At 65.4% G+C, this 26580-nt stretch carries 25 protein-coding genes; 16 read left to right on the top strand and 9 right to left on the bottom strand.

Annotation, left to right across the window (positions count from 1 at the left end):
- Positions 1-188: 188 nt before the first annotated feature.
- Genes LPB04_RS11480 through LPB04_RS11460 form a run of 5 tightly spaced genes read left to right on the top strand, consistent with a single transcriptional unit; the run spans position 189 to position 4442 of the window.
- Complete coding sequence (locus LPB04_RS11480; RefSeq protein WP_193688781.1) at positions 189-1403, top strand: efflux RND transporter periplasmic adaptor subunit; 1215 nt, start codon at positions 189-191, stop codon at positions 1401-1403.
- Positions 1403-2164: an ABC transporter ATP-binding protein gene (locus tag LPB04_RS11475; protein ID WP_193688780.1), complete on the top strand. Its 762-nt coding sequence runs from the start codon at positions 1403-1405 to the stop codon at positions 2162-2164. The genes LPB04_RS11480 and LPB04_RS11475 overlap by 1 nt, the downstream gene beginning before the upstream one ends.
- Positions 2161-3384, top strand: coding sequence for an ABC transporter permease (locus LPB04_RS11470; RefSeq protein WP_227496719.1), 1224 nt, complete (start codon positions 2161-2163; stop codon positions 3382-3384). The genes LPB04_RS11475 and LPB04_RS11470 overlap by 4 nt, the downstream gene beginning before the upstream one ends.
- A gap of 34 nt (positions 3385-3418) precedes the next feature.
- The gene (locus LPB04_RS11465) at positions 3419-3916 is read left to right on the top strand and encodes a hypothetical protein (protein ID WP_193688779.1); all 498 of its coding nucleotides are present in this window, start codon (positions 3419-3421) and stop codon (positions 3914-3916) included.
- Between the two features lie 58 nt (positions 3917-3974).
- Positions 3975-4442 carry a hypothetical protein gene (locus LPB04_RS11460; protein WP_193688778.1) on the top strand — a complete coding sequence of 156 codons (468 nt, stop codon included), beginning with the start codon at positions 3975-3977 and terminating at the stop codon, positions 4440-4442.
- 30 nt (positions 4443-4472) lie between these two features.
- Here LPB04_RS11460 and LPB04_RS11455 read toward each other — a convergent pair whose 3' ends face one another.
- The 7 genes from LPB04_RS11455 to edd form a co-directional block, all read right to left on the bottom strand.
- Positions 4473-4910 carry a hypothetical protein gene (locus tag LPB04_RS11455; protein ID WP_193688777.1) on the bottom strand — a complete coding sequence of 146 codons (438 nt, stop codon included), beginning with the start codon at positions 4908-4910 and terminating at the stop codon, positions 4473-4475.
- Positions 4911-5113: 203 nt separating this feature from the next.
- Entirely contained in the window at positions 5114-5632 is a 519-nt protein-coding gene (locus LPB04_RS11450) for a Rhs element Vgr protein (protein WP_193688776.1), read from the bottom strand.
- Between the two features lie 199 nt (positions 5633-5831).
- Positions 5832-8246: a hybrid sensor histidine kinase/response regulator gene (locus tag LPB04_RS11445; RefSeq protein WP_193688775.1), complete on the bottom strand. Its 2415-nt coding sequence runs from the start codon at positions 8244-8246 to the stop codon at positions 5832-5834.
- Positions 8247-8463: 217 nt separating this feature from the next.
- Complete coding sequence (locus LPB04_RS11440) at positions 8464-9024, bottom strand: SRPBCC family protein (protein WP_227496718.1); 561 nt, start codon at positions 9022-9024, stop codon at positions 8464-8466.
- Between the two features lie 89 nt (positions 9025-9113).
- Positions 9114-9800 carry a YceI family protein gene (locus LPB04_RS11435; RefSeq protein ID WP_193688773.1) on the bottom strand — a complete coding sequence of 229 codons (687 nt, stop codon included), beginning with the start codon at positions 9798-9800 and terminating at the stop codon, positions 9114-9116.
- A 6-nt stretch (positions 9801-9806) separates the two neighbouring features.
- Positions 9807-10433 (bottom strand): bifunctional 4-hydroxy-2-oxoglutarate aldolase/2-dehydro-3-deoxy-phosphogluconate aldolase, encoded by a 627-nt coding sequence (eda, locus tag LPB04_RS11430; protein WP_193688962.1) that lies wholly within the window; start codon positions 10431-10433, stop codon positions 9807-9809.
- An 8-nt stretch (positions 10434-10441) separates the two neighbouring features.
- The gene (gene edd, locus LPB04_RS11425; protein ID WP_193688772.1) at positions 10442-12361 is read right to left on the bottom strand and encodes a phosphogluconate dehydratase; all 1920 of its coding nucleotides are present in this window, start codon (positions 12359-12361) and stop codon (positions 10442-10444) included.
- Between the two features lie 325 nt (positions 12362-12686).
- Here edd and pgi point away from each other — a divergent pair, with 325 nt between their 5' ends.
- The 4 genes from pgi to LPB04_RS11405 all read left to right on the top strand — a co-directional run bounded on the left by pgi (position 12687) and on the right by LPB04_RS11405 (position 17883).
- On the top strand, positions 12687-14330 hold the full coding sequence (pgi, locus tag LPB04_RS11420) for a glucose-6-phosphate isomerase (protein ID WP_193688771.1): 1644 nt from the start codon (positions 12687-12689) through the stop codon (positions 14328-14330).
- A 20-nt stretch (positions 14331-14350) separates the two neighbouring features.
- Entirely contained in the window at positions 14351-15247 is an 897-nt protein-coding gene (locus tag LPB04_RS11415) for an SMP-30/gluconolactonase/LRE family protein (protein WP_227496717.1), read from the top strand.
- 301 nt (positions 15248-15548) lie between these two features.
- Entirely contained in the window at positions 15549-17024 is a 1476-nt protein-coding gene (gene zwf, locus LPB04_RS11410; RefSeq protein WP_193688770.1) for a glucose-6-phosphate dehydrogenase, read from the top strand.
- Between the two features lie 4 nt (positions 17025-17028).
- The gene (locus LPB04_RS11405) at positions 17029-17883 is read left to right on the top strand and encodes an SIS domain-containing protein (RefSeq protein ID WP_193688769.1); all 855 of its coding nucleotides are present in this window, start codon (positions 17029-17031) and stop codon (positions 17881-17883) included.
- 9 nt (positions 17884-17892) lie between these two features.
- Here LPB04_RS11405 and LPB04_RS11400 read toward each other — a convergent pair whose 3' ends face one another.
- The gene (locus LPB04_RS11400) at positions 17893-18546 is read right to left on the bottom strand and encodes a TetR/AcrR family transcriptional regulator (RefSeq protein ID WP_193688768.1); all 654 of its coding nucleotides are present in this window, start codon (positions 18544-18546) and stop codon (positions 17893-17895) included.
- Between the two features lie 27 nt (positions 18547-18573).
- Here LPB04_RS11400 and LPB04_RS11395 point away from each other — a divergent pair, with 27 nt between their 5' ends.
- The 6 genes from LPB04_RS11395 (at position 18574) to tal (ending at position 24203) form a co-directional block, all read left to right on the top strand.
- Positions 18574-19083, top strand: coding sequence for an ester cyclase (locus tag LPB04_RS11395; protein ID WP_227496716.1), 510 nt, complete (start codon positions 18574-18576; stop codon positions 19081-19083).
- 31 nt (positions 19084-19114) lie between these two features.
- Positions 19115-19855, top strand: a complete 741-nt coding sequence (locus LPB04_RS11390) for an oxygen-binding di-iron domain-containing protein (protein WP_193688767.1) — start codon at positions 19115-19117, stop codon at positions 19853-19855.
- Between the two features lie 165 nt (positions 19856-20020).
- Positions 20021-22174 carry a hybrid sensor histidine kinase/response regulator gene (locus tag LPB04_RS11385; protein ID WP_227496715.1) on the top strand — a complete coding sequence of 718 codons (2154 nt, stop codon included), beginning with the start codon at positions 20021-20023 and terminating at the stop codon, positions 22172-22174.
- The gene (locus LPB04_RS11380) at positions 22171-22554 is read left to right on the top strand and encodes an ASCH domain-containing protein (RefSeq protein WP_227496714.1); all 384 of its coding nucleotides are present in this window, start codon (positions 22171-22173) and stop codon (positions 22552-22554) included. Before LPB04_RS11385 ends, LPB04_RS11380 begins: the two co-directional genes overlap by 4 nt.
- A gap of 131 nt (positions 22555-22685) precedes the next feature.
- Positions 22686-23183 carry a GAF domain-containing protein gene (locus LPB04_RS11375; protein WP_193688765.1) on the top strand — a complete coding sequence of 166 codons (498 nt, stop codon included), beginning with the start codon at positions 22686-22688 and terminating at the stop codon, positions 23181-23183.
- Between the two features lie 90 nt (positions 23184-23273).
- Positions 23274-24203: a transaldolase gene (gene tal, locus LPB04_RS11370; protein ID WP_193688764.1), complete on the top strand. Its 930-nt coding sequence runs from the start codon at positions 23274-23276 to the stop codon at positions 24201-24203.
- A 264-nt stretch (positions 24204-24467) separates the two neighbouring features.
- On the opposite strand, the gene LPB04_RS11365 is transcribed toward tal, so the two are convergent.
- Complete coding sequence (locus LPB04_RS11365) at positions 24468-24986, bottom strand: TetR family transcriptional regulator (RefSeq protein ID WP_407943891.1); 519 nt, start codon at positions 24984-24986, stop codon at positions 24468-24470.
- A 252-nt stretch (positions 24987-25238) separates the two neighbouring features.
- On the opposite strand from LPB04_RS11365, the gene LPB04_RS11360 reads away from it, so the two are divergent.
- The gene (locus tag LPB04_RS11360; protein WP_193688762.1) at positions 25239-26567 is read left to right on the top strand and encodes an efflux RND transporter periplasmic adaptor subunit; all 1329 of its coding nucleotides are present in this window, start codon (positions 25239-25241) and stop codon (positions 26565-26567) included.
- Positions 26568-26580 lie beyond the last annotated feature (13 nt).

Here is a 26580-nt window from a genome sequence, read left to right as displayed (position 1 = left end):
TGTCTGCAATGGAAAGATGGAATGGCGACATTTTAACGGATCGCCACCGCCATCTCGACGACCTGCGTGACCGGCGCCATATGCATATCCGATTTACCGCATGCATATCCGTTTTGCATTGCCGAGAAGACAAAAATCCCGGAGACTGGATTGATTGCTATTTGACATCTATTCAGACAGGCGGAACGATGAAGATCTTCACCAAAAAGCGCGCGCTGGTGGCTGGCGCCCTGCTCGTGGCGGGTGCGGCGGCCTTTGCGTATGCCAGGCACGGCAGCGAGCCGAAGACGCCGCCGCTGAAATACCGCGCCAGCGCGGTCGATACCGGCAGCATCACGCATACGGTCACGGCCACCGGCACCATCAATCCGGTGGCGCTGGTAAATGTCGGCTCGCAGGTTTCAGGCACCGTTGTCGAGCTCAATGCCGACTTCAACGACCGCGTGAGGAAGGGGCAGGTGCTGCTGAAACTCGATCCGACCATCTTCAATGCCCAGGTCGGCCAGGCACGTGCCAGCGTCGCCTCCGCGCAGGCCAACCTGCGCCTGGCCCTGGCCAGCTTCGAGCGCAACAAGCAGCTGGTGGCGCAGAATTTCGTGTCCAGCCTGGCGCTCGACCAGTCGCGCCGCGAGCTGGACGTGGCGCGCGCGAACCAGCAGCTGGCCGAGGCCCAGCTGGCGCGGGCGCTCGCGGACCTGAACAACAGCGTGATCCGCAGCCCGATCGACGGCGTCATCATCAAGCGCACGATCGACCTCGGGCAGACCGTGGCGGCCTCGTTCAACACGCCGAACCTGTTCCAGATCGCGAAGGACCTGACCAAGATGCAGATCGATACCAGCGTGTCGGAAGCCGACGTCGGCGCCCTGAAGGACGGCCTGCCGGCGCGCTTCGTGGTCGACGCCTACCCGAGCCGCGAGTTCAACGCCACCATGCGCCAGTTCCGCCTGGCGCCGAACGTGGTGCAGAACGTCGTCACCTATAACGTCGTGCTCGACGTCGACAACAAGGACGAGCTGCTGAAACCCGGCATGACGGCGCAGGTGCGCCTGGTTGTCGACAACCGGCCAAAGGCCCTGCGCATCCCGACCGCGGCCCTGCGCTTCCGGCTGTCGGAAGAGGACCAGGAAAAGGAGCGCAAGGCGCTGGCCGCGGAGAAGGCGAACGGCGCCGCGAAGGAACCCGCGAACGCCGCGCCGCTCGACGACGACCTGGCCCTGCAGAACACGGGCGAAACGGCGCGCATGTTCAAGGTGTATAAACTCGATGCGAAGAACCAGCCGCATCCCGTGGACATCCGCATCGGCCTGTCCAACTTCCGCTATACGGAAGTCGTCAGCGGCGACCTGAAGGCGGGCGAGCGCGTGGTCACCCGTTCGGTCACGCCGGCCCAGGACATGTGATGACGGCCGCATCCTCCGACACCCTGATCGACATCCGCTCGGTTACCAAAGCCTATGTTTCCGGGAGCGTCGAGACGCCGGTGCTGTTCGGCGTCGACCTGCGCGTGGAGCGCGGCGATTTCATCGCGGTGATGGGCCAGTCGGGTTCCGGCAAATCGACCCTGATGAACATCCTCGGCTGCCTCGACCAGGCCAGCGGCGGCGATTACCTGCTCGACGGCCTCGATACGCGCGCCCTCTCGCGCCCGCAGCTGGCCGAGATCCGCAACCGCACCATCGGCTTCGTGTTCCAGAGCTTTAATCTCATCAAGCGCATGAGCGTGCTCGAGAACGTGGCGCTGCCGCTGATCTATGCGGGCGTGGCGCGCGGGCGGGCGCTGGCGAAGGCGAAGCAGGAACTCGAGCGCGTGGGACTGGGAGAACTCGGCAAGCGCACGCCGAACCAGCTCTCGGGAGGACAGCAGCAGCGCGTGGCGATCGCGCGCGCGCTGGTCGGCGACCCGCCCCTGATCCTGGCCGACGAACCGACCGGCAACCTCGACACCCAAACCAGCGACGACATCATGCGCGGCCTGCAAACGCTGAACACGCAGCGCGGCATCACCATCGTGCTGGTCACGCACGAACCGGACATCGCGGCCTGGAGCCGGCGCCTGGTGCGCCTGAAGGATGGGCGCGTGCTGTACGACGGCCCCGCCGCCGAGGGCCTGCGCCAGCTCGCAGCCAGCCACGAGCAGCTGCTTTCCGGGAGCCCGGCATGAAGCTGCTCCAGGTGATGGTCGAGGCCTTCCGCTCGATGGCGGCGAACCGCCTGCGCACCGCGCTGACGATGCTCGGCATCGTGATCGGCATCGCCTCGGTGGTGCTGATGCTGGCGCTGGGCGACACCATGCAGCGCTTCGTGAAGAAGGAAATGGAGGCGCTCGGCACCAACATGGTCTATGTATTCCCGGGCGGCGACCGCACCGAGGCGCAGCGCATGCGCAGCGGCGCGGCGCCCTCGCTCACCCTGCTCGACGCGCAGGCGCTGGACCGCCTGCCCAGCCTGGCGGGCGCGGCGCCGGCGCTGCAGGGCAGCTTCAAGCTGGCGGCCGGGAACGAAACCTCGGGCAGCCTGGTGCACGGCGTGACGCCGGCCATGTTCAAGATCCGCAACTGGAAGGTCGAACAGGGCAGCATGTTTACCGACGACGATGTGCGCGCCGCCGCGCGCATGGTCGTCATCGGCCAGAAGGTCGCGGACCAGTTCTTCTACCGCCAGGACCCGCTCGGGCGCTACCTGCGCATCGAGAACGTCGCGTTCCAGGTGATCGGCGTGCTGCAGGGAGAAGGACGCCAGATCGACGGCGGCGACCTGTCGGAAATGGTGCTGGTGCCGATCACGGCGGCACGCGCCTACATGGTGCGCGGCCCCTTCCCCGACAACGTGCACTACATCGCGGCCCAGGGCAAGAGCGAAGGCGTGCTGGCCGATGCGGTCGAGGACATGAAGGAAACCCTGCGCGACCGCCACCGCATCAAGCTCGACGACCCGGACGACTTCCGCCTGCAGAACATGGCCAGTTTTGCCGCCACCGGCGCCAAGATCACCACCGGCATCGCCGCCCTGCTGGGCGTGATCGGCGGCATCTCCCTGGTGGTCGGCGGCATCGGCATCATGAACATCATGCTGGTCTCGGTGACGGAACGCACGCGCGAGATCGGCATCCGCATGGCGATTGGCGCCAAGCCGCGCGACATCCTGCTGCAGTTCCTGGTCGAGGCGGTGGTGATCTGCCTGGCCGGCGCCGCAGTCGGGATTGCGATCGCGGCGACCGGGGCGGCGGTGATCACGAAGCTGGCCGAGTTCGACGTGAAGGTGGGATTGAGCGCCGTGATCGTGGCCTGTGCGTTCGCGACGGCCGTGGGGGTGTTCTTCGGGTTTTATCCGGCACGAAGGGCGTCGCGCTTGCTGCCGGTGGATTGCCTGCGGCACGAGTAAGAGGCCGGGAAAGGACGGATGCATGAGGTGCGCGATGAAAACGGCGGCGCTGGCAACCCTGGTCTGGCTCGGCGGACCGGCGACGGCGGCCGACTGGACGCTCAGGCTGGATGGCATCGGGCCGCTGCGAATCGGCATGCGTTTCGATGAAGCGAATGCCGCCGTGGGCAGCCGGCTCGCGGCAAGCGACCCGTCGCTGCAGGCTTCGCCAGGATGCGACGAGATCCCCCTTCCCATGCATCCCGGCGTCAGCCTGATGTTCATCGACGGGGTGCTCAAGCGCGTCGACGTATTTGCGGCAGGAACGAGGACGGCGAACGAGATCGCGGTCGGCGATCCTGTCGCCCGCGTCCACGCCATCTACCCGCGTGCCAGGCGCGAAGATCATTTCTACAATAGCGCTGAGCAGTACCTGACGGTCGACTCGGCCGACAGCCGCTATTCGCTCCGCTTCGAAACCGAGGGCGGCAAGATTGCGCATTTTTACGCCGGCGCCAGAGAACAAGTGCGCTATGTGGAAGGGTGCCTGTGAAACAAGAGGGCACTTAATTGATTCCAATAACAGATGCAACGTTGCATCGATCACCATCATGAACCATTCCGGTGCGCTCGGCATACCCAAGGGACCGGAACCGAAAGCCACCTTCCTGGGCGAGGTGAAGCCTTGCGACTCCGTGGACACGGGCGGCTGCAGCTATACCCAGGGATACTGGGGAAGCAAGCCGAACGTTGTCTGGCCTTCTCCGTACGATCGCAGCGCGATGTTCTATTTGAGCGGAAAAACCTGGCAGGGAGTCATGGACAGCCCGGTAAAAAGCGCGCCGGGATATTATCAGCTGGCGCAACAATATATTGCCGCGGTATTGAATGTCGCGAATAACGCATCTGCGCCACAAGGCGTCACATCCACCATCTCGTCCGCGGCGGCCTGGCTGACCGTTACCAGTCCCGCCGCTTGCAGTACCAAAGGAAGCTGCGGCGTGCAAAAGGACTGGGCCGCCACACTGGCGCAATACAACGAAGGCAGTTACCCAGGCGGCCCTAAACACTGTGAGTAAGCTTTGCTTTCATATGCAACGCATGTTTAGCTAATTGGGCCTGGCGCCACACCCCGGTAGCAGGCGACTCTTTGCCAGGCAGAAGCGCGCGCGATAGCAGGTCGGTGTCGCCGCGCTTTTGCCGGGACGGGTTTCGATGTGTACGGTATAAGCAACCGCGCCTTCCAGCGTGGCCGCGGGCGTCTGCGGCAGTGCCGGCACCCGTCCGCCATACGGGATACACATGCTGAAACTGACGGGAAAAGTCCGCTCGCGCGGCATTGCCATTTGCCACAGGATGCGCTCCCCTGCGCTCACCCGGATGGCATGGAAGTCGGGTGTGCCGCCGCGTTCTTCCTCGCGTTCCGAGATCGTGAAGCACGGTAGCCCATTGGCATCCATCCGCACCTGTGCTTCGCCGACACGGCGCCCTGCCTGCGCGGGGAGCAGGAGCAGGCCGGCAAGGCACAGGGTCAGAGTTCGCTTCATCACGGGTTCGGAATGCAGGAGGGGTGGGCAGGAATAAGCCTAATTTGTTGCCGTAGCGCAGTATTGATAAGGATCAAACCTGGGAGGCCGGGCGGGCGAATGCGGCCGGCTCGATCAGGCTGTGCAACGGATCGACAGCTGTTTGAACGCGTGGGCGGCGTTCAGGCAGCGTGATCGCGCGCGGTCAGGTAGAGCCGCCCACCCTACGAAACGCGGCGACGCAGCGGCAGGTAAGCCAGGCGCCGGGCGAGACCGCGATGCAGGTTGGTGCGGCTGGCGGGGTCGGCCAGGAAATGCGAGAGGACCTGTTCGTACAGCGCCAGCTGTCCGGCATAGCGCCGCTGGCGCATCGCCTCCGGACGCTGCAGGAATTTCAGCACGAAGTAATCGGCCAGCAGGTCGCCCTGCGCTTCCATGTTGTAGTCGGCCAGCGTGGCGTCTTCATGCAGATCGTAGTGGTAAGGCAGCGCAATGCGCACCGCCCCGCGCAGGCGTACGGGGTAGCCCAGCTGGTGCTGCCAGACGTGGACCATCTCGTGCATGAACCAATGCTGGCCGGTGAGGCTGGCCTGCGCGTAGTCGTCGAGGAAGCAGGAATGGTGGAAGTACATGCTGCCGTTCGGCGTCATCGCGCAGTTCTTCGGCTGGAAGGGCATGTAGCGCCGGCCGTGGATGCGCACGCGCTCGTAGTCGACGGCATCGCGGAACAGCAGCGAGGCCATGGCGATTTCGCCTGCGGTGAGGGGACGCCACCGCTCTGAACGCGGGCGACGAAACGGTAGGGCATCCATTGCTTGCTTTTGTGAGATTGAGAAGCATGGCAATCTTAAAGCAGATCGCTCGAATGCCGTTTTAACACAGCTTCCTGGACACCAATGCCTCACAGTCGTCTGCCATTGGCGTCTGCCTGAAGCAATGCGCTCACAGGGCCGGTGCGCGAAGGTCGTGGCTGAAGCGCGCCGACAGCACGCGCAGGACTTTGTCGATGTCGACCGGCTTGGTAAGGTGGAGGTCGAAACCCGCCTCGAGGCTGCGCGCCTGATCGGCCTCGCTGCCCCAGCCGGTAAGCGCCACCAGCACGCGTGCCTGGGCGCCCGGCAAGGCCCGTAACAGCGATGCAGTCTCGTAGCCATTCATGCCCGGCATGCCGATGTCGAGGAACACCACCGCAGGGTCATGCCGCTTCACCATCTCTACCGCTGTCTGCCCGTCGTACGCGAGGAGTACCGCGTGGCCGCTCGTTTCCAGCACCATGGCCATGGTCTCGGCCGCGTCGCGGTTATCGTCGACGACCAGCACCCTGTAGCGCTCGATGGCGCCGGAACTCGCCGGCGGCGCGGCCTCGACCGGCTCCGGCGCGTCCGCACGCGGCAGCCAGATGCGGAACAGGCTGCCGGCGCCCGGGCCGGCGCTCTCGGCGACGACGCGGCCGCCGTGCATCTCGACCAGGCCCTTGACGACGCTCAGGCCGATGCCCAGCCCACCCTGTGCATGGCCCAGGTGCTGCTGCACCTGCGCGAACCGGTCGAACACGTGCTCGATCATATCGGGCGGGATGCCGATGCCGGTGTCGGCCACCTCGATGACCAGCATGCCCGGCTGAGCAGCCTCGCCACCGCGCAGCGCCACGCAGCCTCCGCGCGGCGTGTACTTTGCCGCGTTGTTCAGCAGGTTGCCCACCACCTGGACCAGCCGGGTCGAGTCCCCCGTGACCCATAGCGCAGGATCCACACCTTGCCAGATGACCCGATGGCCCTGCGCGTCGAGCAGCGCCTGCACGCCCTCCAGCGCTTGTTCGAGCACGGATTGCAGTGAAAGCGGATCCTGCCGCAACAGGATCTTGCCCTGCCGGATGCGCGCGATGTCGAGCAGGTCGTCGACCAGGTGCACCATGTGATCGAACTGGCGTTGCATGATGCCCAGCACCTGGTCCGCCTGGCTCGGCAGGCCGCCTTTGATATGCTGCAGTAAGTGCAGCCCGGTGCGCAGAGGTGCGAGCGGGTTGCGCAACTCATGTGCGAGCGTGGCCAGGAATTCGTCCTTCTGGCGATCGGCAAGCTTGAGCGCCTCGCGCGTGCGTACGTAGTGGGTAATGTCGACACAAGCGCCGGTCATTGTCCTCGCGCGGCCAGTCGGGTCAAGGAAGGTCCGGCCACGATCGTACAGCCAGTGCACCGAACCATCCGGGTACACCACCCGGAGCTCCATCTCGAAATCGTCACCGTGATCGCGGCAGCGCTCGCACCGGCGGATCACCTCGGCGCGGTCGTCCGGGTGAACCAGCGCGATGAATTGGTCGAGGCTACGCACTGCCTCGCCGGGGCGCAGGCCGAACAGGCGGTCGAGCGCGCCATCCCAGGTGAGCCGGTTGTCCTGGATGTCCCAGTGGAAGGTGCCGGTGCGGCTGGCTTCCAGGGCCATCTCCATCGCCAGTTCGGTGGTCTTGCGGCTCGTGATGTCCATCGCCGTGCCGTTGGCGCGCACACAGCGGCCGGCGGCGTCGAATAGTCCGCGTCCCTTGGCCGCAATCCAGCGCACCCGGCCGTCGCTGCGTCCCACCGTGCGGTACTCGACGTTGTAAAGGGCGCGTATCTGCGGATCGCAGGCCGCCGCGAATGCGCGGGTCACCGTCGCCCGGTCGTCCGGATGCAGGCCCGCGTAGAAGTCGTCCAGCGACAGCGCTTCATCGGTCGTGATGCCGAACATGCTACGCAGCCCCGGTTGCCATATCAGGCTGCCCTCGCGCACGTTCACATCCCAGAACGCGATCTCGGAAGCGTCCGTGGCCAGGCGCAGCCGTTCTTCGCTCTCGGCAAGGGCCTGCTGCGCTGCGCTCGCGGTGCGTGCATTGTCCGCGAGCATGACCGTCGAGGTGGTTTCGATCGCCGCGCAGAAGATGCCCGCGACCTGCCCGTCGTCATCCAGCAAGGGGGTGTAGGTGAAGCTGAAATAGTGCGGTCCGGGCGTCTCGCGGCTGGCCAGCCTGAACGGCCTGTTCTCGAATGACAGCGACTCGCCGCGCATGACGGCCTCGTTCAGCAACCGTAGTTCGTCCCAGATCTCGCTCCAGACCTCGGCCATCGAATGGCCGAGCGCAGCGGGATGTTTGTCGCCGAGGATCGGGATGTAGCCGTCGTTGTAGAGCGAGATGTGGCCTGGACCCCAGGCGATGAACATGGGCTGCTGCGCGCGCAGCATCAGGCTCACGGCTGTCTTCAAGGAAAGAGGCCATGATTCCAGTTTGCCAAGCGGCGTTGCCGACCAGTCGTGGCTACGGATCAGTGCGCCCATAGTGCCGCCGCCGCGGAAGTGCGGCTGGTCGTGGGGGTCGATCATTGGCAGGCTCGATATGTTGGCGGCGCAGGCGCGATTCGCACAAGTTGGTTGGGTTACGTCTGAATCTTCGGGACAAATGATAACACTCGACCCGGTCGCTCCCTGACTGCGGGACAGTGTAGCCCGTGTAGTTGCCCGGTTCCAGTGTCCAGCGAACTAAAGAATGGCCACTACCGAAACCCACACCTCGAACGGCTGCACCGGTTACAACGATATGCTACTCCGGCCGATCCAGTCGCAACAACACTGCCGCCATCATCCTGGCAATATCCTTCCTTACCACGTTCGTTCCGATTATCCCCGGCACATCGAACTTCGGCACGATGGTCGCGTTGTATGCCACCCTGGTGCCGGTGGCGCCGGCCAAAGGACTGAGCTCCCAGCTGGCGCGGTAGACTTTCATGTCGCCGTCGACCAGGCTGATGTCGATGCGATCCGGCGCCCGTTCATGCACCTGCACCACCAGGCGGATGGTCCGGCTGAAAAACAGAAAGCGGGCGGTGCCCAGCTGTTCGACGATGAGGCTGTCGCCATCGCGGGACACGACGCGCGCGCTTTTCAGGTTGGGCAGGTAATCGGCAAAATGGTTGTAATCGGTGAGGACACGCCAGACAGCGGCCGGCGCGGCCGCCACCGTGCCGCTCGAAGCGATCTGGTAGACCTTGTTCCCTTCGGCGGCGTCGACGCGCTCCACGTTCAGTTCGAACCTGGGCGCGCCAGGCTGCGCTGCCACCGGGGCGGCGCTCCAGGCCCACAGGGCGCACCCGAGCAGGAGCATGTTTGCAATGCGATGTAGCATGCGCCGAGCGTAACATGTGGATGGGCTTGCGTCACACGATTGCAGCGCGCCGCGTCGGCGAACGGCCTTCAGCGCCGTGCGACGACCTGGTAGCGCACCTCGAGCTCGTCCTGTACCGACAGCAGTCCGCCCCCTACCGAAAACGGCGTGATGCCGAAATCCGTCTGCTTCAGGCGCGCCGTTCCGCTCGCGACCACCCGGGCCGGGTCGACCTGGACTGAGGCCGGCAGCGCCATCCAGCGCGTGACGCCGTGCAGCGTGACGGCGACGCGCAGCCGGCCGTCGGCCTGCTGCTGCGCATGCAGCGTCACCAGCGGATAGCGCTGCGCCTCGAGCACCGGGCCGAGCATGTTGGTGCGCGTGCCCTCGACCGCCGGTGCCGAGGGTTGCTTGTCGATGCCCGCGTCGCGCAGCAGTTGCGGCTCGTCGACGCTCATCTCGTCGAGACGGAAAGAAAGGTCGGCGCTGCCCGCGCCAGGTGCGACCTGGCCCGCCAGCGTGCGGCTGGCCACCACGTGGTCGTGTCCGAGCCGCGCCATCAGGCCTGCGCGGCGTACCGTGACGGCCACCAGCGAGGCACGCGGATCGACCGCGTAGACGGCGGCGCCACCGGAAGCCGCCCCGGCGCGGTAGGGGCTCGATTCGGTTCCCGGGCCCGGCGCCGGCGGCGCCAGCTGCTGCCCGCAGGAGACCAGCAGCAGCAATGGGAGGAGGCGCAGCATGGCGACCGGCCCGGGTGCCATGATGCGCTTCATGCGGGCTTACTTGCGCAGGGCCGCTGCGGCTTTCGCCAGCTCGGTGATGCGGTTCCAGTCACCGGCCATGATCGCATCCTTCGGGGTCAGCCACGAACCGCCGACGCAGGCCACGTTTTTGCACGCGAGGAAGGCGGGCGCAGTATCGATCGAGATGCCGCCGGTCGGGCAGAAGGTCACGTCCGGCAGCGGACCGGCGATCGCGTTGAGCATGCCGACGCCGCCCGCCGGCACCGCCGGGAACAGTTTCAGCTGCCTGAAGCCGGCTTCGCGCGCCGCCATCACTTCCGACGGCGTCATCACGCCCGGCAGCAGCGGCAGGCCGCTCTTTTTCGCCGCTTCGATGAGGGCGGGCGTCAGGCCCGGCGAGACGCCGAACACGGCGCCGGCGTCGCGCGCGGCGGCGAATTCCTCGCCTTGCGTCAGGGTGCCGACGCCGACGATGGCGCCTTCAACCTGCGCCATGTCGCGAATGGCCTGCAGGCCGTGGGCGGTGCGCAGGGTCACTTCCAGCACGCGGATGCCGCCTGCCACCAGGGCTTTCGCCAGCGGCACGGCGTGGGATGGATCGTCGATGGCGATCACGGGGATCACGCTCGCCGAGCGCATGATGTCGAGTACGGTCATGGTCATGGTCATGCTCACTTCGGAGTTTTGAACAGGAAGTCTTCGTCGGAGCCGGGCATGATTTCGCCGCTGTCGGCGCCTTCATGCAACGGTACGGTGGTGTGGCGTGGCGAAGGCAGCGGGAAGGTCGCTGCGCCCTCTTCCGCCACGCTGCTGTGATGGCGGAACATGCCGAACAGGTCGCGGCCCATGCCGATGTGGCTGGCCGAGATGTCGGCCGTGACCTGCTTGCGCTGCTCCCAGACCTCGGCCGGGACCAATGCTTCCAGGGTGCCGGTGGCGGCGCAGACGCGGATGATGTCGCCGTCGCGCACCTTGCCGAGCGGACCGCCGGACAGGATCTCCGGCGACACGTGGATCGCCGCCGGCACCTTGCCCGACGCGCCCGACATGCGGCCGTCGGTGACCATCGCCACGCGGTGGCCGGCGTCCTGCAGGTTCGACAGCGCAGGCGTGAGCGCGTGCAGTTCCGGCATGCCGTTCGCGCGCGGACCCTGGAAGCGGATCACGGCGACGAAATCGCGGTTCAGGTGACCCGCTTTATACGCATGCATGAAGTCTTCCTGCGAATTGAAGGTCAGTGCAGGCGCTTCCACGGTCTGGTGTTCCATCTTGACGGCCGAGACCTTCATCACGGCGCGGCCGAGGTTACCCTTGACCAGCACCATGCCGCCGTTGCTGCTGAACGGGTTCGAGGCCGGACGCAGCACGTCTTCGTCGCCGCTCTGCGCCGGCACGTCGCGGAACACGGCGTTGCCGGCTTCGTCCAGGAAGGGTTCCTTGCAATGCTTGCGCAGGCCGTGGCCGAGGATGGTGTTGACGTCTTCGTGCGCCAGGCCCGCATCCAGCAGTTCGCGGATCACGAAACCAGGGCCGCCTGCGGCCTGGAAGTGATTCACGTCGGCGTCGCCGTTCGGGTAGATGCGGGTCAGCAGCGGCACCACTTTCGACAGTTCGTCGAAGTCGTTCCAGTCGATGACGATGCCGGCGGCGCGCGCGATGGCGACCAGGTGCATCGTGTGGTTGGTCGAGCCGCCGGTCGCGTGCAGCGCGGCGATGGCGTTGACGATGCTTTTTTCGTCGACGACGTGCCCGACCGGCATGTAATGGCCGCCCTGCTGGGAAATCGCCACCGCCTGCTGCGAGGAGGCGCGCGTCAGCGCGTCGCGCAGCGGCGTGCCCGGCGTGATGAAGGCCGAACCCGGCAGGTGCAGGCCCATCATCTCCATCAGCATCTGGTTGCTGTTGGCGGTGCCGTAGAAGGTGCAGGTGCCGGCGCTGTGGTAGGACTGCGATTCGCACTCGAGCAGCTCGTCGCGCGTGGCCTTGCCCTGCGCGTAGAGCTGGCGCACGCGCGCCTTCTCTTTATTCGACAGGCCGGTGGTCATCGGGCCGCCCGGCACGAACACCGCCGGGATATGGCCGAAGTGCAGCGCGCCGATGAGCAGGCCCGGGACGATCTTGTCGCAGATGCCGAGGTAGAGGGCGGCGTCGAACATGTTGTGCGAGAGCGCGACCGCGGTCGACATGGCAATGGTGTCGCGCGAGAACAGGGACAGTTCCATGCCCGGCTGGCCTTGCGTGACGCCGTCGCACATGGCCGGCACGCCGCCCGCGAACTGGGCCACGGCGCCGATGTCGCGCACGGCGTCCTTGATAATCTTGGGGAAGTATTCGAACGGGTGGTGCGCCGACAGCATGTCGTTGTACGAGGAGACGATCGCCACCGATGGCTTCTTCTGCTCGCGCAGTTTCAGTTTGTCGTTCTCGGGGAAGGCGGCGAAACCGTGGGCCAGGTTGGTGCAGGCGAGCGCGCTGCGCTGTACGCCGCCAATCCGCGCCGCCTCGAGGTGCGCCAGATAGGCCGCGCGCGAGACGCGGCTGCGCTCGATGATCCGGTTCGTTACCTTTTCAACTACGGGGTGCAGCGCCATAATCGTTCCTTCGAAATTGGATTCTGAAATTTTACTACGAAATGGGAATGGGATTGTGGCAAAGGCTCGCTTTTCGACTTGCCGCCGTGCGTAACGCGTGGGCTCGGGGAGCCCACCCTACGGTGCGCAACCTCCCGGAAAACAAAATTATCTTGTTGGCCGCTGTGTAACGTAGGGTGGGCTCCCGAGCCCACGCGTCAACACCTCCCGGTCAATGGCAATGCTATCAACACCGACAGCGTCCGCACGCCTCGACGTGTAGTGAATTTACTTCCCATTCCTGTATCATTCGATAATCTGTTCAAAACAACATCGCCCGCTCAACATGACCGCCATTCCATTGACCAGCACGCCCAGCTTCCAGGCCCTCGAAACCCACGCCGTAGAGGCCGAAGACTGGGAGATGCGGCACCTGTTCGCGGCCGATCCGCAGCGCTTCGAGCGCATGTCGATCGAGGCCGCCGGCCTGTTCCTAGACTATTCAAAAAACCGCCTTGACGGGCGCACGCTTGAACTGCTCGCAAGCCTTGCGCGCGAGCGCGGCGTCGAGGCGCGCCGCGACGCGATGTTCGCCGGCGAGAAGATCAACAACACCGAGAACCGCGCCGTCCTGCACACCGCCCTGCGCGCGCCGCGCGATGCGCAACTGAGCGTCGACGGCCAGGACGTCAGCGCCGACGTGCACGCCGTGCTGGCGCGCATCAAGACCTTCACCGATGCCGTGCGCAGCGGCGACTGGCTCGGCCACACGGGCAAGCCGATCACCGACATCATCAACATCGGCATCGGCGGCTCCGACCTCGGCCCGAAGATGGTCTGCCTGGCGCTGCGCCAGTACAGCCATCCGAGCCTGACCATGCACTTCGTCTCCAACGTCGACGGCCACGACATGGACGCCGCGCTCGAGAAAGTGAACCCGGAAACCACGCTCTTCATCATCGCCTCGAAAACGTTTACGACGGCCGAGACCATGATGAATGCGCAGACCGCGCGCATGTGGTTCCTGGCCCATGCGCAGGAAGAGGCGCTTGCGAAACACTTCGTCGCGGTCTCGACCAACGTGGAAGCCATTAAAAAATTCGGCATCGACCCGGCCAACATGTTCCCGTTCTGGGACTGGGTGGGCGGCCGCTATTCGGTGTGGTCGGCGATCGGCCTGCCGGTGGCGCTCGCCGTCGGCTTCGGTTATTTCTCGGACTTCCTGGCCGGCGCCCATGCGATGGACCAGCATTTCCGGACCGCGGCAGTGGAAGAAAACATGCCGATGCTGCTGGCCCTGGTCGGCTTCTGGAACCGCCAGTTCCTCGGCTGTACCTCGGTCTCGATCGCGCCCTACCACCAGGACCTGAACCGCTTCCCGGCCTACCTGCAGCAGCTCGACATGGAGAGCAACGGCAAGCGCGTGACGCGCGAGGGCGAGCCGGTCGATACCCCGACCTGTCCCGCCATCTGGGGCGAGCCGGGCACCAACGGCCAGCACGCCTATTTCCAGCTGCTGCACCAGGGCACGGACGTGACGCCGATCGATTTCATCGCCGCCCTCCGTCCGGCGCACGAGCTGCAGAACCACCACACCGCCCTGCTGGCGAACTGTTTCGCCCAGTCGGAAGCCTTCATGAAGGGCAAGACGATCGACGAAGTGCGCCTGGACCTGCAGGGACAAGGCCTGTCGCTGGGCGAGATCGAGCGCCTGGCGCCCCATAAGACCTTCCCCGGCAACCGGCCGAGCAACACGATCCTGATGGAATACCTGACGCCGGCCACGCTGGGCGCCCTGATCGCGCTCTACGAACATAAAACCTTCGTGCAGGGCGTACTGTGGGACCTGAACAGCTTCGACCAGTGGGGCGTCGAACTGGGCAAGGTGCTGGCCAAACAGGTCGAGGCAGAGCTCAAGGGCGAGCCGCGTCCGGAACAGCACGACAGCTCCACCAATGGCCTGATCGCCCGCGCCAAGGCCGCGGTTTGAGCACGAACGTGATTGACACCATGAAAACCGTGAAAATCGACGTCATCCACGACGAAGCGATGCAGGTGGGCGAGTGCCCATTCTGGCACGACGTGGAATCGGCCCTGTACTGGGTCGACATCAATGGCATGACCGTGAACCGGGTGCACCCGGCGAGCGGCAAGTTCTCGTCCTGGACGATGGCCTCCGAACCCTCGGCGATTGCCGCCGACGGCGACAACAACCTGGTGGTCGCCACGCGCCTGGGCTTCGTGCGCCTGAACACGACCAGCGGCGAGATGACCGACATTTGCCCTGCCCCCTACGACACGGCGATCACGCGCTTCAACGACGGCCGCGTGGATCCTGCCGGGCGCTTCTGGGTCGGCACCATGTACGAACCGCGCGACAAGCCGGCTGCCGAAATGTACGTGCTCGAGCGCGATAGGCTGCGCCTGGCCTGGTCGGGCAACATGACCAATTCGAACGGCCTGGCCTGGACGCCGGACGGGCGCACCATGTTCCATGCCGATACCACCAGCCACCGCATCGACGTCTACGATTTCGATGCCGCGACAGGAGAGGTGGCGAACGGGCGCAATCTCGTGACCTTCTCGACCGACAAGACCTCGCCGGACTATGGCGGGCGTCCGGACGGCGCCGCGGTCGATGCCGAGGGCAATTACTGGGTCGCGATGTTCGAGGGCGGGCGCTTGCTGAAGCTCTCGCCGACGGGCGAACTGCTGCGCGAGATCGAGCTGCCGCTGCGCTGCCCGACGGCCGTCGCCTTTGGCGGGGCCGACCTGCATACCCTGTACGTGACCAGCGCCAGCCATGGCCGCTCCGCCGCCGAGCTGGAACAGTATCCGCTGACGGGCAAGGTGCTGTGCATGCGCATGGATGTGGCCGGGCAGGTGCAGGCCGAATACAAGCGCTGATCGTTTCACATGGTGGGCGGCTCCACCCGCCGGCTTGCGCTTACGCGGCCTCGACGCCGCCCACGCGTTCAACCGGCCGAAAACTGTCGCGGTATTCATCCGTGCGTCGAACGCGTGGGCGGCGCAAATCTCTTCGCTGATCAGGCGGCATGGTGGAGCCGCCCACCCTACGCGAACGCGCCGTTCGCCACGCTTGTGGCACCATAAACCGCATTCACGTAGTAGAGTTTCTTGCCAAGAGCATATTCATGTAGTAAATTTACATGCACTGCCCTTCTCACTATCTGCGACTGACCACACTATGGCAATTTCCGATTTCGACCTCGTCCTCTTTGGTGGCAGCGGCGACCTTGCAATGCGCAAGCTGCTGCCTGCAATGTATGCACGCGATGTCGCCAGCGACCTGCCCGCCAGCGCACGCATCATCTGCGTGGGCCGCGACAAGATGCCGCAGGACGAATTCCTGAACTTCGTCGACAGCCACTCGAAGCAGCACATCAAGGACCAGGACAGCGTCGACGAGAACAAGTGGCAGCACTTCCTCGAGCGCATCACGTATATCGACCTGGACGCCACCGACGCCGATACCTTCGGCCCGCTGGTCGAAGTCCTCCGCAAGGACGACGCGATCACGCGCGTCTACTACCTGGCCACCCCGCCCCACCTGTTCGCCCAGATCTGCGACAACCTGGCCGCCACCGGCCTGGCGACCCCAAGCTCGCGCGTGGTGCTGGAAAAGCCGCTCGGGCGCGACCTGGAATCCGCCAAGCAGATCAACCTTGATGTGGGCAAGGTCTTCGCCGAATCGCAGATCTACCGGATCGACCACTACCTCGGCAAGGAGACCGTACAGAACCTGCTGGCGCTGCGCTTCGGGAACGTCCTGTTCGAGCCATTGTGGCGCCGCGAATGGATCTCCGACGTGCAGATCACGATCGCCGAGAAGATCGGCGTGGGCAACCGCCTCGGCTACTACGACAACTCGGGCGCCCTGCGCGACATGCTGCAGAACCACCTGCTGCAACTGCTGTGCATCGTCGCGATGGAGCCGCCGACCTCGATTTCCCCGGACGCCGTGCGCGACGCCAAGCTGCAGGTGCTGCGTTCGCTGAAACGCTTCACGCCGACCACGCTGGCGCAAAACATCGTGCGCGGCCAGTACCGCGGCGGTTTCGTGGACGGCAAGGCCGTGCCGAGCTACCGCGACGAGCCGGATGCACCGAAGCAGTCGAAAACCGAGACCTTCGTCGCCATGAAGGCCGAGATCGACACCTGGCGCTGGGCAGGCGTGCCCTTCTACCTGCGCACCGGCAAGCGCATGGCCGACCGCCTGGCCGAGATCGTCGTGCGTTTTAAACAGATCCCGCATTCGATTTTCAATCAGCCGACGTCGAGCTTCCAGCCGAACAGCCTGGTGATCCGCCTGCAGCCGGACGAGGGTTTGTCGCTGAACCTGATGGCGAAGACCCCGGGCGATTCCATGCGTTTGAAGCAGGCGGAACTCGAACTCGATTTCCGCGAGCAGTTCAAGGCGCCGCGCATGGAAGCCTACGAGCGCCTGCTGCTCGACGTCCTGCGCGGCCAGCTGACCCTGTTCATGCGCGGCGACGAGCTGGAAGCGGCCTGGGAATGGGTCGAGCCCATCCTCGACCACTGGGAGCAGGACGACACCGCGCCGGTGCCGTATGCCTCCGGCACCTGGGGCCCTGCCGCATCCTCCGCCCTGATCGGCCGCGACGGCCTGCAGTGGCGCGAAGAAGCGCTACCCGAGGACTGACCCGATGCTGCTCGACTCGATCCGCACCCAGCTCGATTCGCTCTCGAAGTCCGAGAGAAAAGTCGCGCTGGCCGTGCTGGAAGCGCCCGCCGCCACCGTCAGCCAGAACATCACGGCGCTGGCGAAGAGCGCGCAAGTGTCGGAGCCGACCGTCGTGCGCTTTTGCCGCACGCTCGGTTACGACGGCTGGCACGAGTTCAAGCTGAAACTGGCGCAGGGACTGGCGCTGGCTTTGCCGAGCGCGAACGAGCAGCCGGCCCAGGACGATCTCGCGGCGGACCTGGTGAACAAAATCTGCAGCCGCTCGATCAACACCCTGCTCGACCTGCGCAACAACCTGAATGCCGAGTCGGTGCAAAAGGCGCTCGACATCCTGTCGCGTGCCAAGAAAATCGAGTTCTACGGCCAGGGCACGTCCGGCATCGTCGCCGCCGACGCCCAGCACAAATTCTTCCGCTCGGGCGTGCCCACCGTCGCTTACGCCGACCCGGCGATCCATTCGATCGCGGCCGCCCTGCTGCGCGAAGGCGATGCGGTGGTGGCGATCTCGCAGCGCGGTAACAATCCGCAGCTGGTGCGCTCCGCCAAACTGGCGCGCCGCGGCGGGGCCGACGTGATCGTGCTGGCGCCGTCGGGCACCCCGCTGGCGGACATGGCGTCCGTGCTGATTCCGATCGACCTGGTGTTTAACATCGACCCCTACACGCCGATCTCTGCGCGCCTGGCCTACCTGGTCGTGATCGACGTGCTGGCCGTGGGCCTGGCGCTGCAGCGTGGGCCGGAATTCCGCAAGAAGATGCAGAACGCGCAGAAGGCGCTGCAGGAATTCGACATGCAGTTCGATTCGTTCATCGGCTAGGCAGGGTACTTAGCGGCCTGCTTCGGCCAGTGCCTGGCGTACCAGCGACTGGGCCGCCCAGATGCTCGCGGCCACGGCCTCTTCCCTCGATGCGCCCGCAACGTCGCGCATCGCCAATATCGCTTCCGTCCCCATCGTCATCGCCAGGGCCGTGCGCAAGCGCGACCTGGCGGCGTCATCGAGCCGGTCGGCGAGACTGGCCACAATCGGATCGATGTAGTTCATCCGCCTTGCCATCCGTGCGGGCCGCTCCTCCGAGGCATTGTCCAGCCACATCTGCATGAAGGCGCGCTCGACGATATGCACCCCCGCCTCGTCCCCCAGCAGCAGCCGGTTCATGGCGTCGGCAGCGCGCCCGGCCGCCTGCACCGGCTCGGCGCCGGGCGCCATCACTTCATCGAGCGGGACGACGCCGCGCCCAAAATAGGCTTCATGGATGAGTGCATCGACCGAAGGAAAGTAGCGGTAGGCGGTGGCGCGCGACACCATGGCCTTCCTGGCGATGTCCTGCAGCGTCGGCTGCTGCCCGGCCTCGCTTAAAACGAGTGCGGCATCGAGCAGCGCCTGGTAAGTGCGCTGTTTCTGGCTGGCCCGCCCCGCCTGGAGATTGGTGCGCGATACCGTGGAAGGCGGCTGGATGGCGCTTGACGTTTGGTTTGGCATGGTCTAAAAATAAGACAGGCGTCTCATATGAGACACCTGTTTATTATAGCCAAACGAGGCTTTTCTACACATATTCAGGAAAAAATCATGGCTGTGTTGACACAATCTCAATTCGATTCACTGATCGACCGGCATTTCCGCTATGAGGCGGAGGACGATGTCGACGGTGTGCTGTCCACGCTGGTAGACGATCTCACCCACGACCTGGTGGGCTGGCCGGCCGGCGTCTCGCGCGACAAGCAGGCAGCGCGGGCATTCTATGACCAGATGTTCGCAGACCTTGCGGGCGAAAAGGTAACGCCCGTCAAGCGCCTGTACGGGGAAGACTTCGTCGTGGACGAGAGTATCTGGCACGGGCGGGCCGTCGGCAACCCGATGGGCATTCCCGGCCACGGCAGGCCGCTCAGTTTCCGGATCCTGCACATTTTCGAAGTCGCCGCAGACGGCAGGATCAGGCGCGAAAATGTCTGGCTCGACCAGGCAGCGATTATCCGGCAGCTGTCGGCGCCGGTCGAGCCGGTCGCCGTCCCGGCCTGAACACGCTTGTCGTCTTTGCCTGGAGCTTGAAATGGCCATTACCAATGTAGCTGCCGGTACCAATGTTCATGAGATCGCCGACGGCGTCTATCGCATCAATACGCCGGTGGGCCTGGTACCGGGCGGGTTTTCATTCAACCAGTACCTGGTCGTGGATGACCAGCCGCTTCTGTTTCATACAGGGCCGAGAAAGATGTTTCCCCTGGTGAGGGAGGCGGTCGAAAGCGTCATTCCCGTCACCCAACTGCGGTTCATTGCCCTCTCGCATTTCGAAGCGGATGAATGCGGTTCGATCAACGAGTGGCTGGCGGCCGCTCCGCAATCCGTTCCCTTGTGTAGCCGGGTGGCGGCCATGGTCTCGGTCAACGATTTCGCGGACCGGCCCGCCCACGCAATGGGCGACGGCACCGAGCTCGTGCTGGGCAAACGTGCGGTCAAGTGGCTCGACGCACCGCATTTGCCCCATGGCTGGGAAACGGGCTTCCTGATGGATACCCGGACCAAAACGCTGTTCTGCGGCGATCTGTTCACCCAGGGCGGCACGGGTGTCGCCGCATTGACCGGCGACGACATCCTGGAGAACAGCGAAGCATTTCGCCAGCCCATGGATTATTTTTCGCATTCGACCAATACGCGGCAGCTGATCGAACACCTGGCCGCCGAATCGCCCGGCACCCTGGCATGCATGCACGGCAGCGCCTGGCACGGCGATGGCGCCAGCCTGCTGCGTGCGCTCGGTGAACGGCTCATGAGCAGCCCATCGCCGCAATGACGATGCCCTGCGGCCCCCGGCCTTTGCGCCGGCGGGCCTGCGCTGCCGCCGCTGTAAACAGATATTCCCCCGGTGCCTGAGGAAAGCCAGGCCCTGCTTTGACCGTATAATGCCTTTTTACCAAAAAGTCATGTCATGCGGTCGTCCCCTGGTTTGGCCCTCTCCTTGCGTCGACTGCTGGTCCTGCTCAGCGGGATCAGCCTGCTGCCGCTGGCCCTATTGGGCCTGTGGTCGGTCCACACGGCCAGCCAGTACCAGCAGCGCGAACAGGACCGGGCCATGCTCGACGTGGCGCGGGCCCTGTCGAGCGCGGTCGATGCGGAACTCGACGGTTCGATCGCGACGCTGGCCAGCCTGGCGCGTTCGCCGGCCATCGGCGCCGGCGACCTGCGGTCCTTCTACGATATCGCGCGCGACCAGGTCAAGGCCCAGCCCGAGTGGCTGGCGATCATCCTGGCCGATGCCAAGGGCAACATCCTGTTTCGCACCACCGATCCCTACGGCGCGGCCGCGGGCCACATAACCGATCCCGAAAGCCTGCGCCAGCTGCTCGCCGTGCAGCGGCCCCTGGTCGGGCAAGTCACGCGCGGCCAGCGCGGCCGCGTGGCCTTCCCGGTGCGGGTGCCGATCCGCGACGAGGCGGGCCGGCTGTATGCGCTGACCGCCGTCATCAAGCCCGACCGCATCCTGGGCGTCGTCAAGCGCCAGCAGGCACCCGCCGATTCCATCATCTCCATCATCGACGCCTTCGGCTCCATCGTGGCGCGCTCGAAAGAACAGGACAAGCGGGTCGCCACCGCGCCCGGTCCCGGGCTGGCAAAGCTCATGCGCGACAAGGGAGTCGAGGGCACCGGCGACACCGTCAACCTCGATGGCGCAAGCATGAGCAGCGCCTTCACGCGGATATCGCGTCATGGCTGGACGGTGGCGGTGAGCGTGCCGAAGCCCGCCATCGGCCCCGTTTCACTGAAGGGCATCACCCTGTACGGCTGGGGCCTGGCGGCCTCGCTGCTGGCCTGCATCGGCATCGCTTCCCTGCTCTCGACCCGCATCGCGCGCAGCTTCGCCAACCTCGAACGCGGGGCCGCCGCCCTCGGCGCCGGCAAGCAGGTCGAGGTCGCGCCCTCGCGCATCCGCGAGGTTGCGCTCATGGGCCGGGCGCTGGAGGCCGCCGCCGCGCAGCACGCGCGGCACGAGCAGGAGCGCTCGCGCCTGCTCGCCTCGCTCGAAGAAGCCCTGTCCGCCAGCCGCGGCGCCAGCCTGGTGAAGGACGAATTCCTCGCCGTGCTCGGGCACGAACTGCGCAACCCATTGAGCCCGATCGTCGCCTCGCTCGACCTGATGGACCTGCGCGCCGACGGCGCCAGCCTGCGCGAACGCACCATCATGCGGCGCCAGGTGAACCACCTGAAACGCCTGGTGGATGACCTGCTCGACGTGTCACGGATCACCTCCGGCAAGATGCAGCTCGACCTGCGCCCGCTGAACCTGGCCGACGTGGTGTATCACACCGCCACCAGCCGCCCGGGACGGCCGGTCGAGCTGACGGTGCCGGACACGCTCTGGGTGCAGGGCGACGAGAGCCGCCTGGCGCAGGTACTGAACAACCTGCTGTCGAACGCCGAGCGCTTCGGCGAGGGCGCGACCCGCGTCGTCCTGCGCGCCGACGGGCATACGGCGCGCCTGGAGGTAAGCGACGACGGCATCGGCATGGGGCCGGAACTGCTGGCGCGCGTGTTCGAGCCGTTTTACCAGGCGCCGCAACAGGTGGCCCGCATCACGGGCGGCCTGGGACTGGGCCTGGCCATCGTGCGCAAGATCGTCGAACTGCATGGCGGGCGCGTGTGGGCGCACAGCGACGGTCCCGGTACGGGCAGCCGCTTCGTCGTCGAGCTGCCGCTGATCGACGCCCAGGCGCCGCTGCCGGCAGCGGAACCGGTGCAGGCCACCAGCGGCAGGCAGGTGCTGGTTGTCGACGACAATGTCGACGCGGCTGCGACGACGGCGCAGATCCTGGAACAGTTCGGCCACACGGTGCAGGTCGCGCACACGGCGGCGGCCGCGCTGGCGCTGTGCGCACGCCACCGGCCAGAGGTCGCCATCCTCGACATCGGCCTGCCCGACATGGATGGCTATGCGCTCGCCGCCGCAATCCGCCGACTGGGCGGCGCGCCGCGGCTGGTGGCGCTGACCGGCTACGGCCAGAAGGCCGACGTCGAACGCGCGGCCGGCGCCGGCTTCGACCTGCACCTGACCAAACCGGCCTCGCTCGAGGACCTGGAGCGCGCGGTGGCGGACAGCACTGCGGTGATGCCGTGAGCGGACGAAAAAAGCTGACGTTCTGGGGCGCCGACGCCGACGACGACAGCCTGGTGCGCGACGTGATCGCGGGCCGCAAGACCGTCACCGCCGACACGGTCGAGGATTACTACAAGGGCTATGGTGAACTCGGCGACGGCGGCTACGCCGCGGGCGACATCATCGACGTGTTCGACTTGCGCGGACGCCTGCGCTGCACCATCCGCGCGACCAAGGTGGAGATCATCCGCTTCGGAGACATACCGGAAGCCGTGTGGCGCGGCGAGACCTTTGCCAGCGCGGAGGAATTCCGGAAGGTGCACGTGCGCTGTTTGCCGCATCTGGAGCTGCATGACGACTTCGCGTTCGTGGCGCTGCACTTCGAATTGCTACATGGGTAACAGCGCTCGCGCCGGAGCGCCCAGCCCGGGCCGGGATATGGCAATGCGATGCGCGGTATATCCCAAGCCAGTACAAGGTCAGGCGTGCTGGCTGTAAAATAGCGGTTTTCGTCCAGCTCCACGACCCGTCCATGCACATCAATCCAGAACGCAGCACCCGTCCCGATTACGACCTGCTGGTACGCCAGGTAGTCAGCGTGCTGGAGGGCGAACGCGACCTGACCGCGAACGCTTCCCAGTTTTCCGCGCTCGTCTACGACACCCTCGCCGACCTGAACTGGGCCGGCTTTTACTTGACCGTACCGTCGAAAAAGGGAGAAGGCCAGGATCTGCTGGTCGGGCCCTTCCAGGGCAAGCCGGCCTGCGCGCGCATTCCGTTCGGGCGCGGCGTCTGCGGCACCACTGCCGTCGAGCGCAAGACCATCGTGGTGCCGGACGTGCATGCGTTTCCGGGGCATATCGCCTGCGATTCGGCCTCGAACTCGGAGATCGTGCTGCCGGTGATCAAGGATGGCAAGCTGGTCGGGGTGTTTGATATCGATAGTCCGGTGCTGGATCGGTTCTCGGATGAGGATCGGGCTGGACTGGAGGCGATGATTGCCGCCTTCATCGACGCGACGGACTGCTGAACAGGCGTTTCGACTGTGCAGGCGCCGTACCGCGTGGGCACGGAGTGCCCACCCTACGACTTTGGCAGTATTACAATTTAGGCAAATTATATGAACCAACTTGAACAACTGAAGCAATACACCACGGTCGTCGCCGATACCGGCGATTTCCAGTCCATCAAAGCCTATGCGCCGCAGGATGCGACGACGAATCCGTCGCTGATCCTGAAAGCCGTGCAGAAGCCGGAATACCTGCCGCTGCTGCAGAAGGCGGTAGCCGAATCGAACGGCGGCTCGACCGAAGAGATCGTCGATCGCCTCCTGATCGCCTTCGGCGTCGAGATCCTGAAATTCGTGCCGGGCCGCGTGTCGACCGAGATCGACGCCGCCCTCTCCTTCGATACCGAAGCGACCGTCGCCAAGGGCCGCGAGCTGATCGCGCTGTACGAAGCGGCCGGCGTCCCGCGCGAGCGCGTGCTGATCAAGATTGCCTCGACCTGGGAAGGCATCCGCGCCGCCGAGATCCTGGAAAAGGACGGCATCCACTGCAACCTGACCCTGCTGTTCTCGCTGTGCCAGGCGGTTGCCTGCGCCGAAGCGGGCGTGCAGCTGATTTCGCCTTTCGTCGGCCGCATCTACGACTGGTACAAGAAATCGAGCGGCACCGACTACCAGGGCGCCGACGATCCGGGCGTGCAGTCGGTCAAGCGCATTTACCAGTACTACCGTGCCTATGGCTACAAGACCGAAGTCATGGGCGCGAGCTTCCGCAACACCTCGCAGATCCTGGAGCTGGCCGGTTGCGACCTGCTGACCATCTCGCCGGACCTGCTGCAGAAGCTGGCCGACAGCGATGCGCCGGTCGAGCGCAAGCTGAGCCAGGAAAGCGACGCCCCGGTCGAGAAGATCGCGGTCGACGAGAAATCGTTCCGCTTCATGCTCAACGAAGACGCGATGGGCACCGAGAAGCTGGCCGAGGGCATTCGCGCCTTCGTCGCCGATTCGAAGAAGCTCAAGAAGATGATCGAAGAGATGCGTTGATCTCCAGCCGCCAGGCTTGGAGTCGATGAGGACGCCGGCGCAATGCCGGCGTTTGTTTTTTCGCCGGTGCGGAATCATTGGTTTGCAAGCGCTGCGGCCAGGACACGCGCATGCCCCAGGCTGATGCCGTACCGCGTGGACACAAGTGCCCACCCTACGGTGCGCCGCTGCCGACGTCTATCTTGATCGTTGGCCGATGTGTAACGCAGGGTGGGCTCCGGAGCCCACGCGTGCACCGGCCGCGCCGACGCGGTCGTGCCAAAGTCAGCGGGTGCGGATCCCGTCGAGCATGGTGCCGATCATGTTGCCGCCCAGGTCGATCAGGCTGAACGAGGTCGGTTCGAACATCCAGTTGCGGATCAATCCATCCATCAGGGCCCATAGCCCGGTCGCCAGCAGCTGCGGATCGACGTCAGCCCTGATCTGCCCCCCGGCCTGGGCCAGCTTGAGGCGCTCGACCACCTGCTCCATCATTTCCCCCTTGCTCTGGCGGCGGCGCACGCGCACGGCGTCCATTTCGCTGACGAACTCGACTTTCAAGGAGGCGATCTCGAGCACCCGGCGGGCTTGCGGGTTGGTTTCCGTCACGCGGAAGATCTCAATGAAATACTGGCGCAGGTCGGCCAGCACGGTCGTCGCATCCGACTTCCCCAGGCTGCTCAGCGCACACTCGAAGGGCAGCGTCACCCTTTCCATCATGGCGTTGAAGAGCGCGCCCTTGTCGTCGAAATGCCAATAAATCGCGCCGCGCGTCACACCGGCCTGGGTTGCGATATGCTGCAAGGTCGTTCGCGAGACTCCTTGCTCAACAAATAATTTCTCCGCAGCATCCAAAATGCTGTCGCGTGTGGCCGCTGCTTCTTCTTTTGTCCTGCGGGCCATGTCTTCTCCGTTTTTTGGTGGTCCTGCACGTTAAACATACACTCGTGATAGTATATAAAAAAGTCCGTAAAAGCCAGTGATGCAACCGTGTGCGGGACCTGTGAGGTTCTGGGGCGGGTGCATCTTTTCCAAAAAACCAGAAGGAAGCACGTAATGCGCTCTGCCCACTCCTCTCACCTGACCCTCACCCGGATCGCCGCCTGCACGCTGATGGCCGTGACCCTGCTGTCGGCCTGCGGCAAGAAAGACGAAGCCCAGGCCGGTCCTGGCGCCGGCGCCAAGATGCCCGCGCCCGAAGTCGGCGTCATCACCACCAAATTCGAAACGGTCGCCCTGCAGACCGAACTGCCGGCCCGTGCCGAGCCGGTCCGCGTGGCCCAGGTGCGCGCCCGCGTCAACGGCGTCGTGCTCAAGCGCCTGTTCACCGAGGGCGGCATGGTCAAGGAAGGACAGTCGCTATTCCAGATCGACCCGGCTCCGTACCAGGCACAACTGGCTGCCACCCAGGCCGACCTCGGCCGTGCCCAGGCCACGCTGACCCAGGCGACTGCCCAGGCCGAGCGCTACAAGCCGCTGGTCGAGGCCAACGCGATCAGCAAGCAGGAGTATACCAATGCGGTCGCCGCGCAGAAGCAGGCGGAGGCGGCCGTGGCCGCTTCGCGCGCCCAGGTGCGCATTGCCCAGATCAATTCCGGCTACGCCAACGTCAATGCGCCGATCTCGGGCCGCATCGGCCGCGCGCTGGTGACCGAAGGCGCGCTGGTGTCCGCCGCCGAGGCGACGCAAATGGCGCTGATCCAGCAGACCGACTCGATGTACCTGAACATCACCCAGTCGGCGGCTGAAGTGCAGCGCCTGCGCAAGCAGGCCGGTGGCGGCGCGAAAGACGCGTCCGTCACCGTGCTTCTCGACGACGGCAGCGAACTGCCGACCCGCGGCAAGCTGCTGTTCTCGGACGTGACCGTCGATCCGGGCACGGCCCAGGTCACGCTGCGCGCGACGGTGCCGAACCAGGATAACGCCCTGTTGCCGGGCCAGTACGTACGCGTGCGCATCGCCCAGGCCCAGCTGCCGAACGGCATCGTCGTGCCGCAGCAGGCCGTTACCCGCGGCGGCGCCCAGGGCGACACCCTGATGGTCGTCGGCGCCGACAACAAGCCGACGCCGCGCACCGTCAAGATCGCATCGGGGCAAGGCTCGAACTGGGTCGTCACCGAAGGCCTGAAGGAAGGCGAACGGGTGATGGTCGACGGCTTCCAGAAGCTGCAGATGCTGCCGCCGGGTACGCCGGTCAAGGCAGTGCCATGGCAGGCGAGCACGCAGACCACGGCAGCTGCTGGTTCGGCGCCAGCCGCACCAGCAGCTGCGCCATCTGCCACCAGTGCCGGCCAGGCCGCCGCCGCGACGGCGCGTCCGCTGCCTGCTTCGGCGCCGTCGGGTTCCACCGCCGGCGCGGCGCCTGCCACGGCGTCGACCCGCTAAGCACTCCAGGCAC

This window comes from Massilia litorea (genome assembly GCF_015101885.1).
GTDB classification, from domain to species: domain Bacteria; phylum Pseudomonadota; class Gammaproteobacteria; order Burkholderiales; family Burkholderiaceae_D; genus Telluria; species Telluria litorea.
This window is presented reverse-complemented; position numbering and strand designations above follow the sequence as displayed.

Bases quoted from the DNA above. Each gene is read 5' to 3' on its own strand.
- LPB04_RS11480 (WP_193688781.1), top strand. From the start codon at position 189: ATGAAGATCTTCACCAAAAAGCGCGCGCTGGTGGCTGGCGCCCTGCTC.
- LPB04_RS11475 (WP_193688780.1), top strand. From the start codon at position 1,403: ATGACGGCCGCATCCTCCGACACCCTGATCGACATCCGCTCGGTTACC.
- LPB04_RS11470 (WP_227496719.1), top strand. From the start codon at position 2,161: ATGAAGCTGCTCCAGGTGATGGTCGAGGCCTTCCGCTCGATGGCGGCG.
- LPB04_RS11465 (WP_193688779.1), top strand. From the start codon at position 3,419: ATGAAAACGGCGGCGCTGGCAACCCTGGTCTGGCTCGGCGGACCGGCG.
- LPB04_RS11460 (WP_193688778.1), top strand. From the start codon at position 3,975: ATGAACCATTCCGGTGCGCTCGGCATACCCAAGGGACCGGAACCGAAA.
- LPB04_RS11455 (WP_193688777.1), bottom strand. From the start codon at position 4,910: ATGAAGCGAACTCTGACCCTGTGCCTTGCCGGCCTGCTCCTGCTCCCC.
- LPB04_RS11450 (WP_193688776.1), bottom strand. From the start codon at position 5,632: ATGGCCTCGCTGCTGTTCCGCGATGCCGTCGACTACGAGCGCGTGCGC.
- LPB04_RS11445 (WP_193688775.1), bottom strand. From the start codon at position 8,246: ATGATCGACCCCCACGACCAGCCGCACTTCCGCGGCGGCGGCACTATG.
- LPB04_RS11440 (WP_227496718.1), bottom strand. From the start codon at position 9,024: ATGCTCCTGCTCGGGTGCGCCCTGTGGGCCTGGAGCGCCGCCCCGGTG.
- LPB04_RS11435 (WP_193688773.1), bottom strand. From the start codon at position 9,800: ATGAAGCGCATCATGGCACCCGGGCCGGTCGCCATGCTGCGCCTCCTC.
- eda (WP_193688962.1), bottom strand. From the start codon at position 10,433: ATGACCATGACCGTACTCGACATCATGCGCTCGGCGAGCGTGATCCCC.
- edd (WP_193688772.1), bottom strand. From the start codon at position 12,361: ATGGCGCTGCACCCCGTAGTTGAAAAGGTAACGAACCGGATCATCGAG.
- pgi (WP_193688771.1), top strand. From the start codon at position 12,687: ATGACCGCCATTCCATTGACCAGCACGCCCAGCTTCCAGGCCCTCGAA.
- LPB04_RS11415 (WP_227496717.1), top strand. From the start codon at position 14,351: ATGAAAACCGTGAAAATCGACGTCATCCACGACGAAGCGATGCAGGTG.
- zwf (WP_193688770.1), top strand. From the start codon at position 15,549: ATGGCAATTTCCGATTTCGACCTCGTCCTCTTTGGTGGCAGCGGCGAC.
- LPB04_RS11405 (WP_193688769.1), top strand. From the start codon at position 17,029: ATGCTGCTCGACTCGATCCGCACCCAGCTCGATTCGCTCTCGAAGTCC.
- LPB04_RS11400 (WP_193688768.1), bottom strand. From the start codon at position 18,546: ATGCCAAACCAAACGTCAAGCGCCATCCAGCCGCCTTCCACGGTATCG.
- LPB04_RS11395 (WP_227496716.1), top strand. From the start codon at position 18,574: ATGAGACACCTGTTTATTATAGCCAAACGAGGCTTTTCTACACATATT.
- LPB04_RS11390 (WP_193688767.1), top strand. From the start codon at position 19,115: ATGGCCATTACCAATGTAGCTGCCGGTACCAATGTTCATGAGATCGCC.
- LPB04_RS11375 (WP_193688765.1), top strand. From the start codon at position 22,686: ATGCACATCAATCCAGAACGCAGCACCCGTCCCGATTACGACCTGCTG.
- tal (WP_193688764.1), top strand. From the start codon at position 23,274: ATGAACCAACTTGAACAACTGAAGCAATACACCACGGTCGTCGCCGAT.
- LPB04_RS11360 (WP_193688762.1), top strand. From the start codon at position 25,239: ATGCGCTCTGCCCACTCCTCTCACCTGACCCTCACCCGGATCGCCGCC.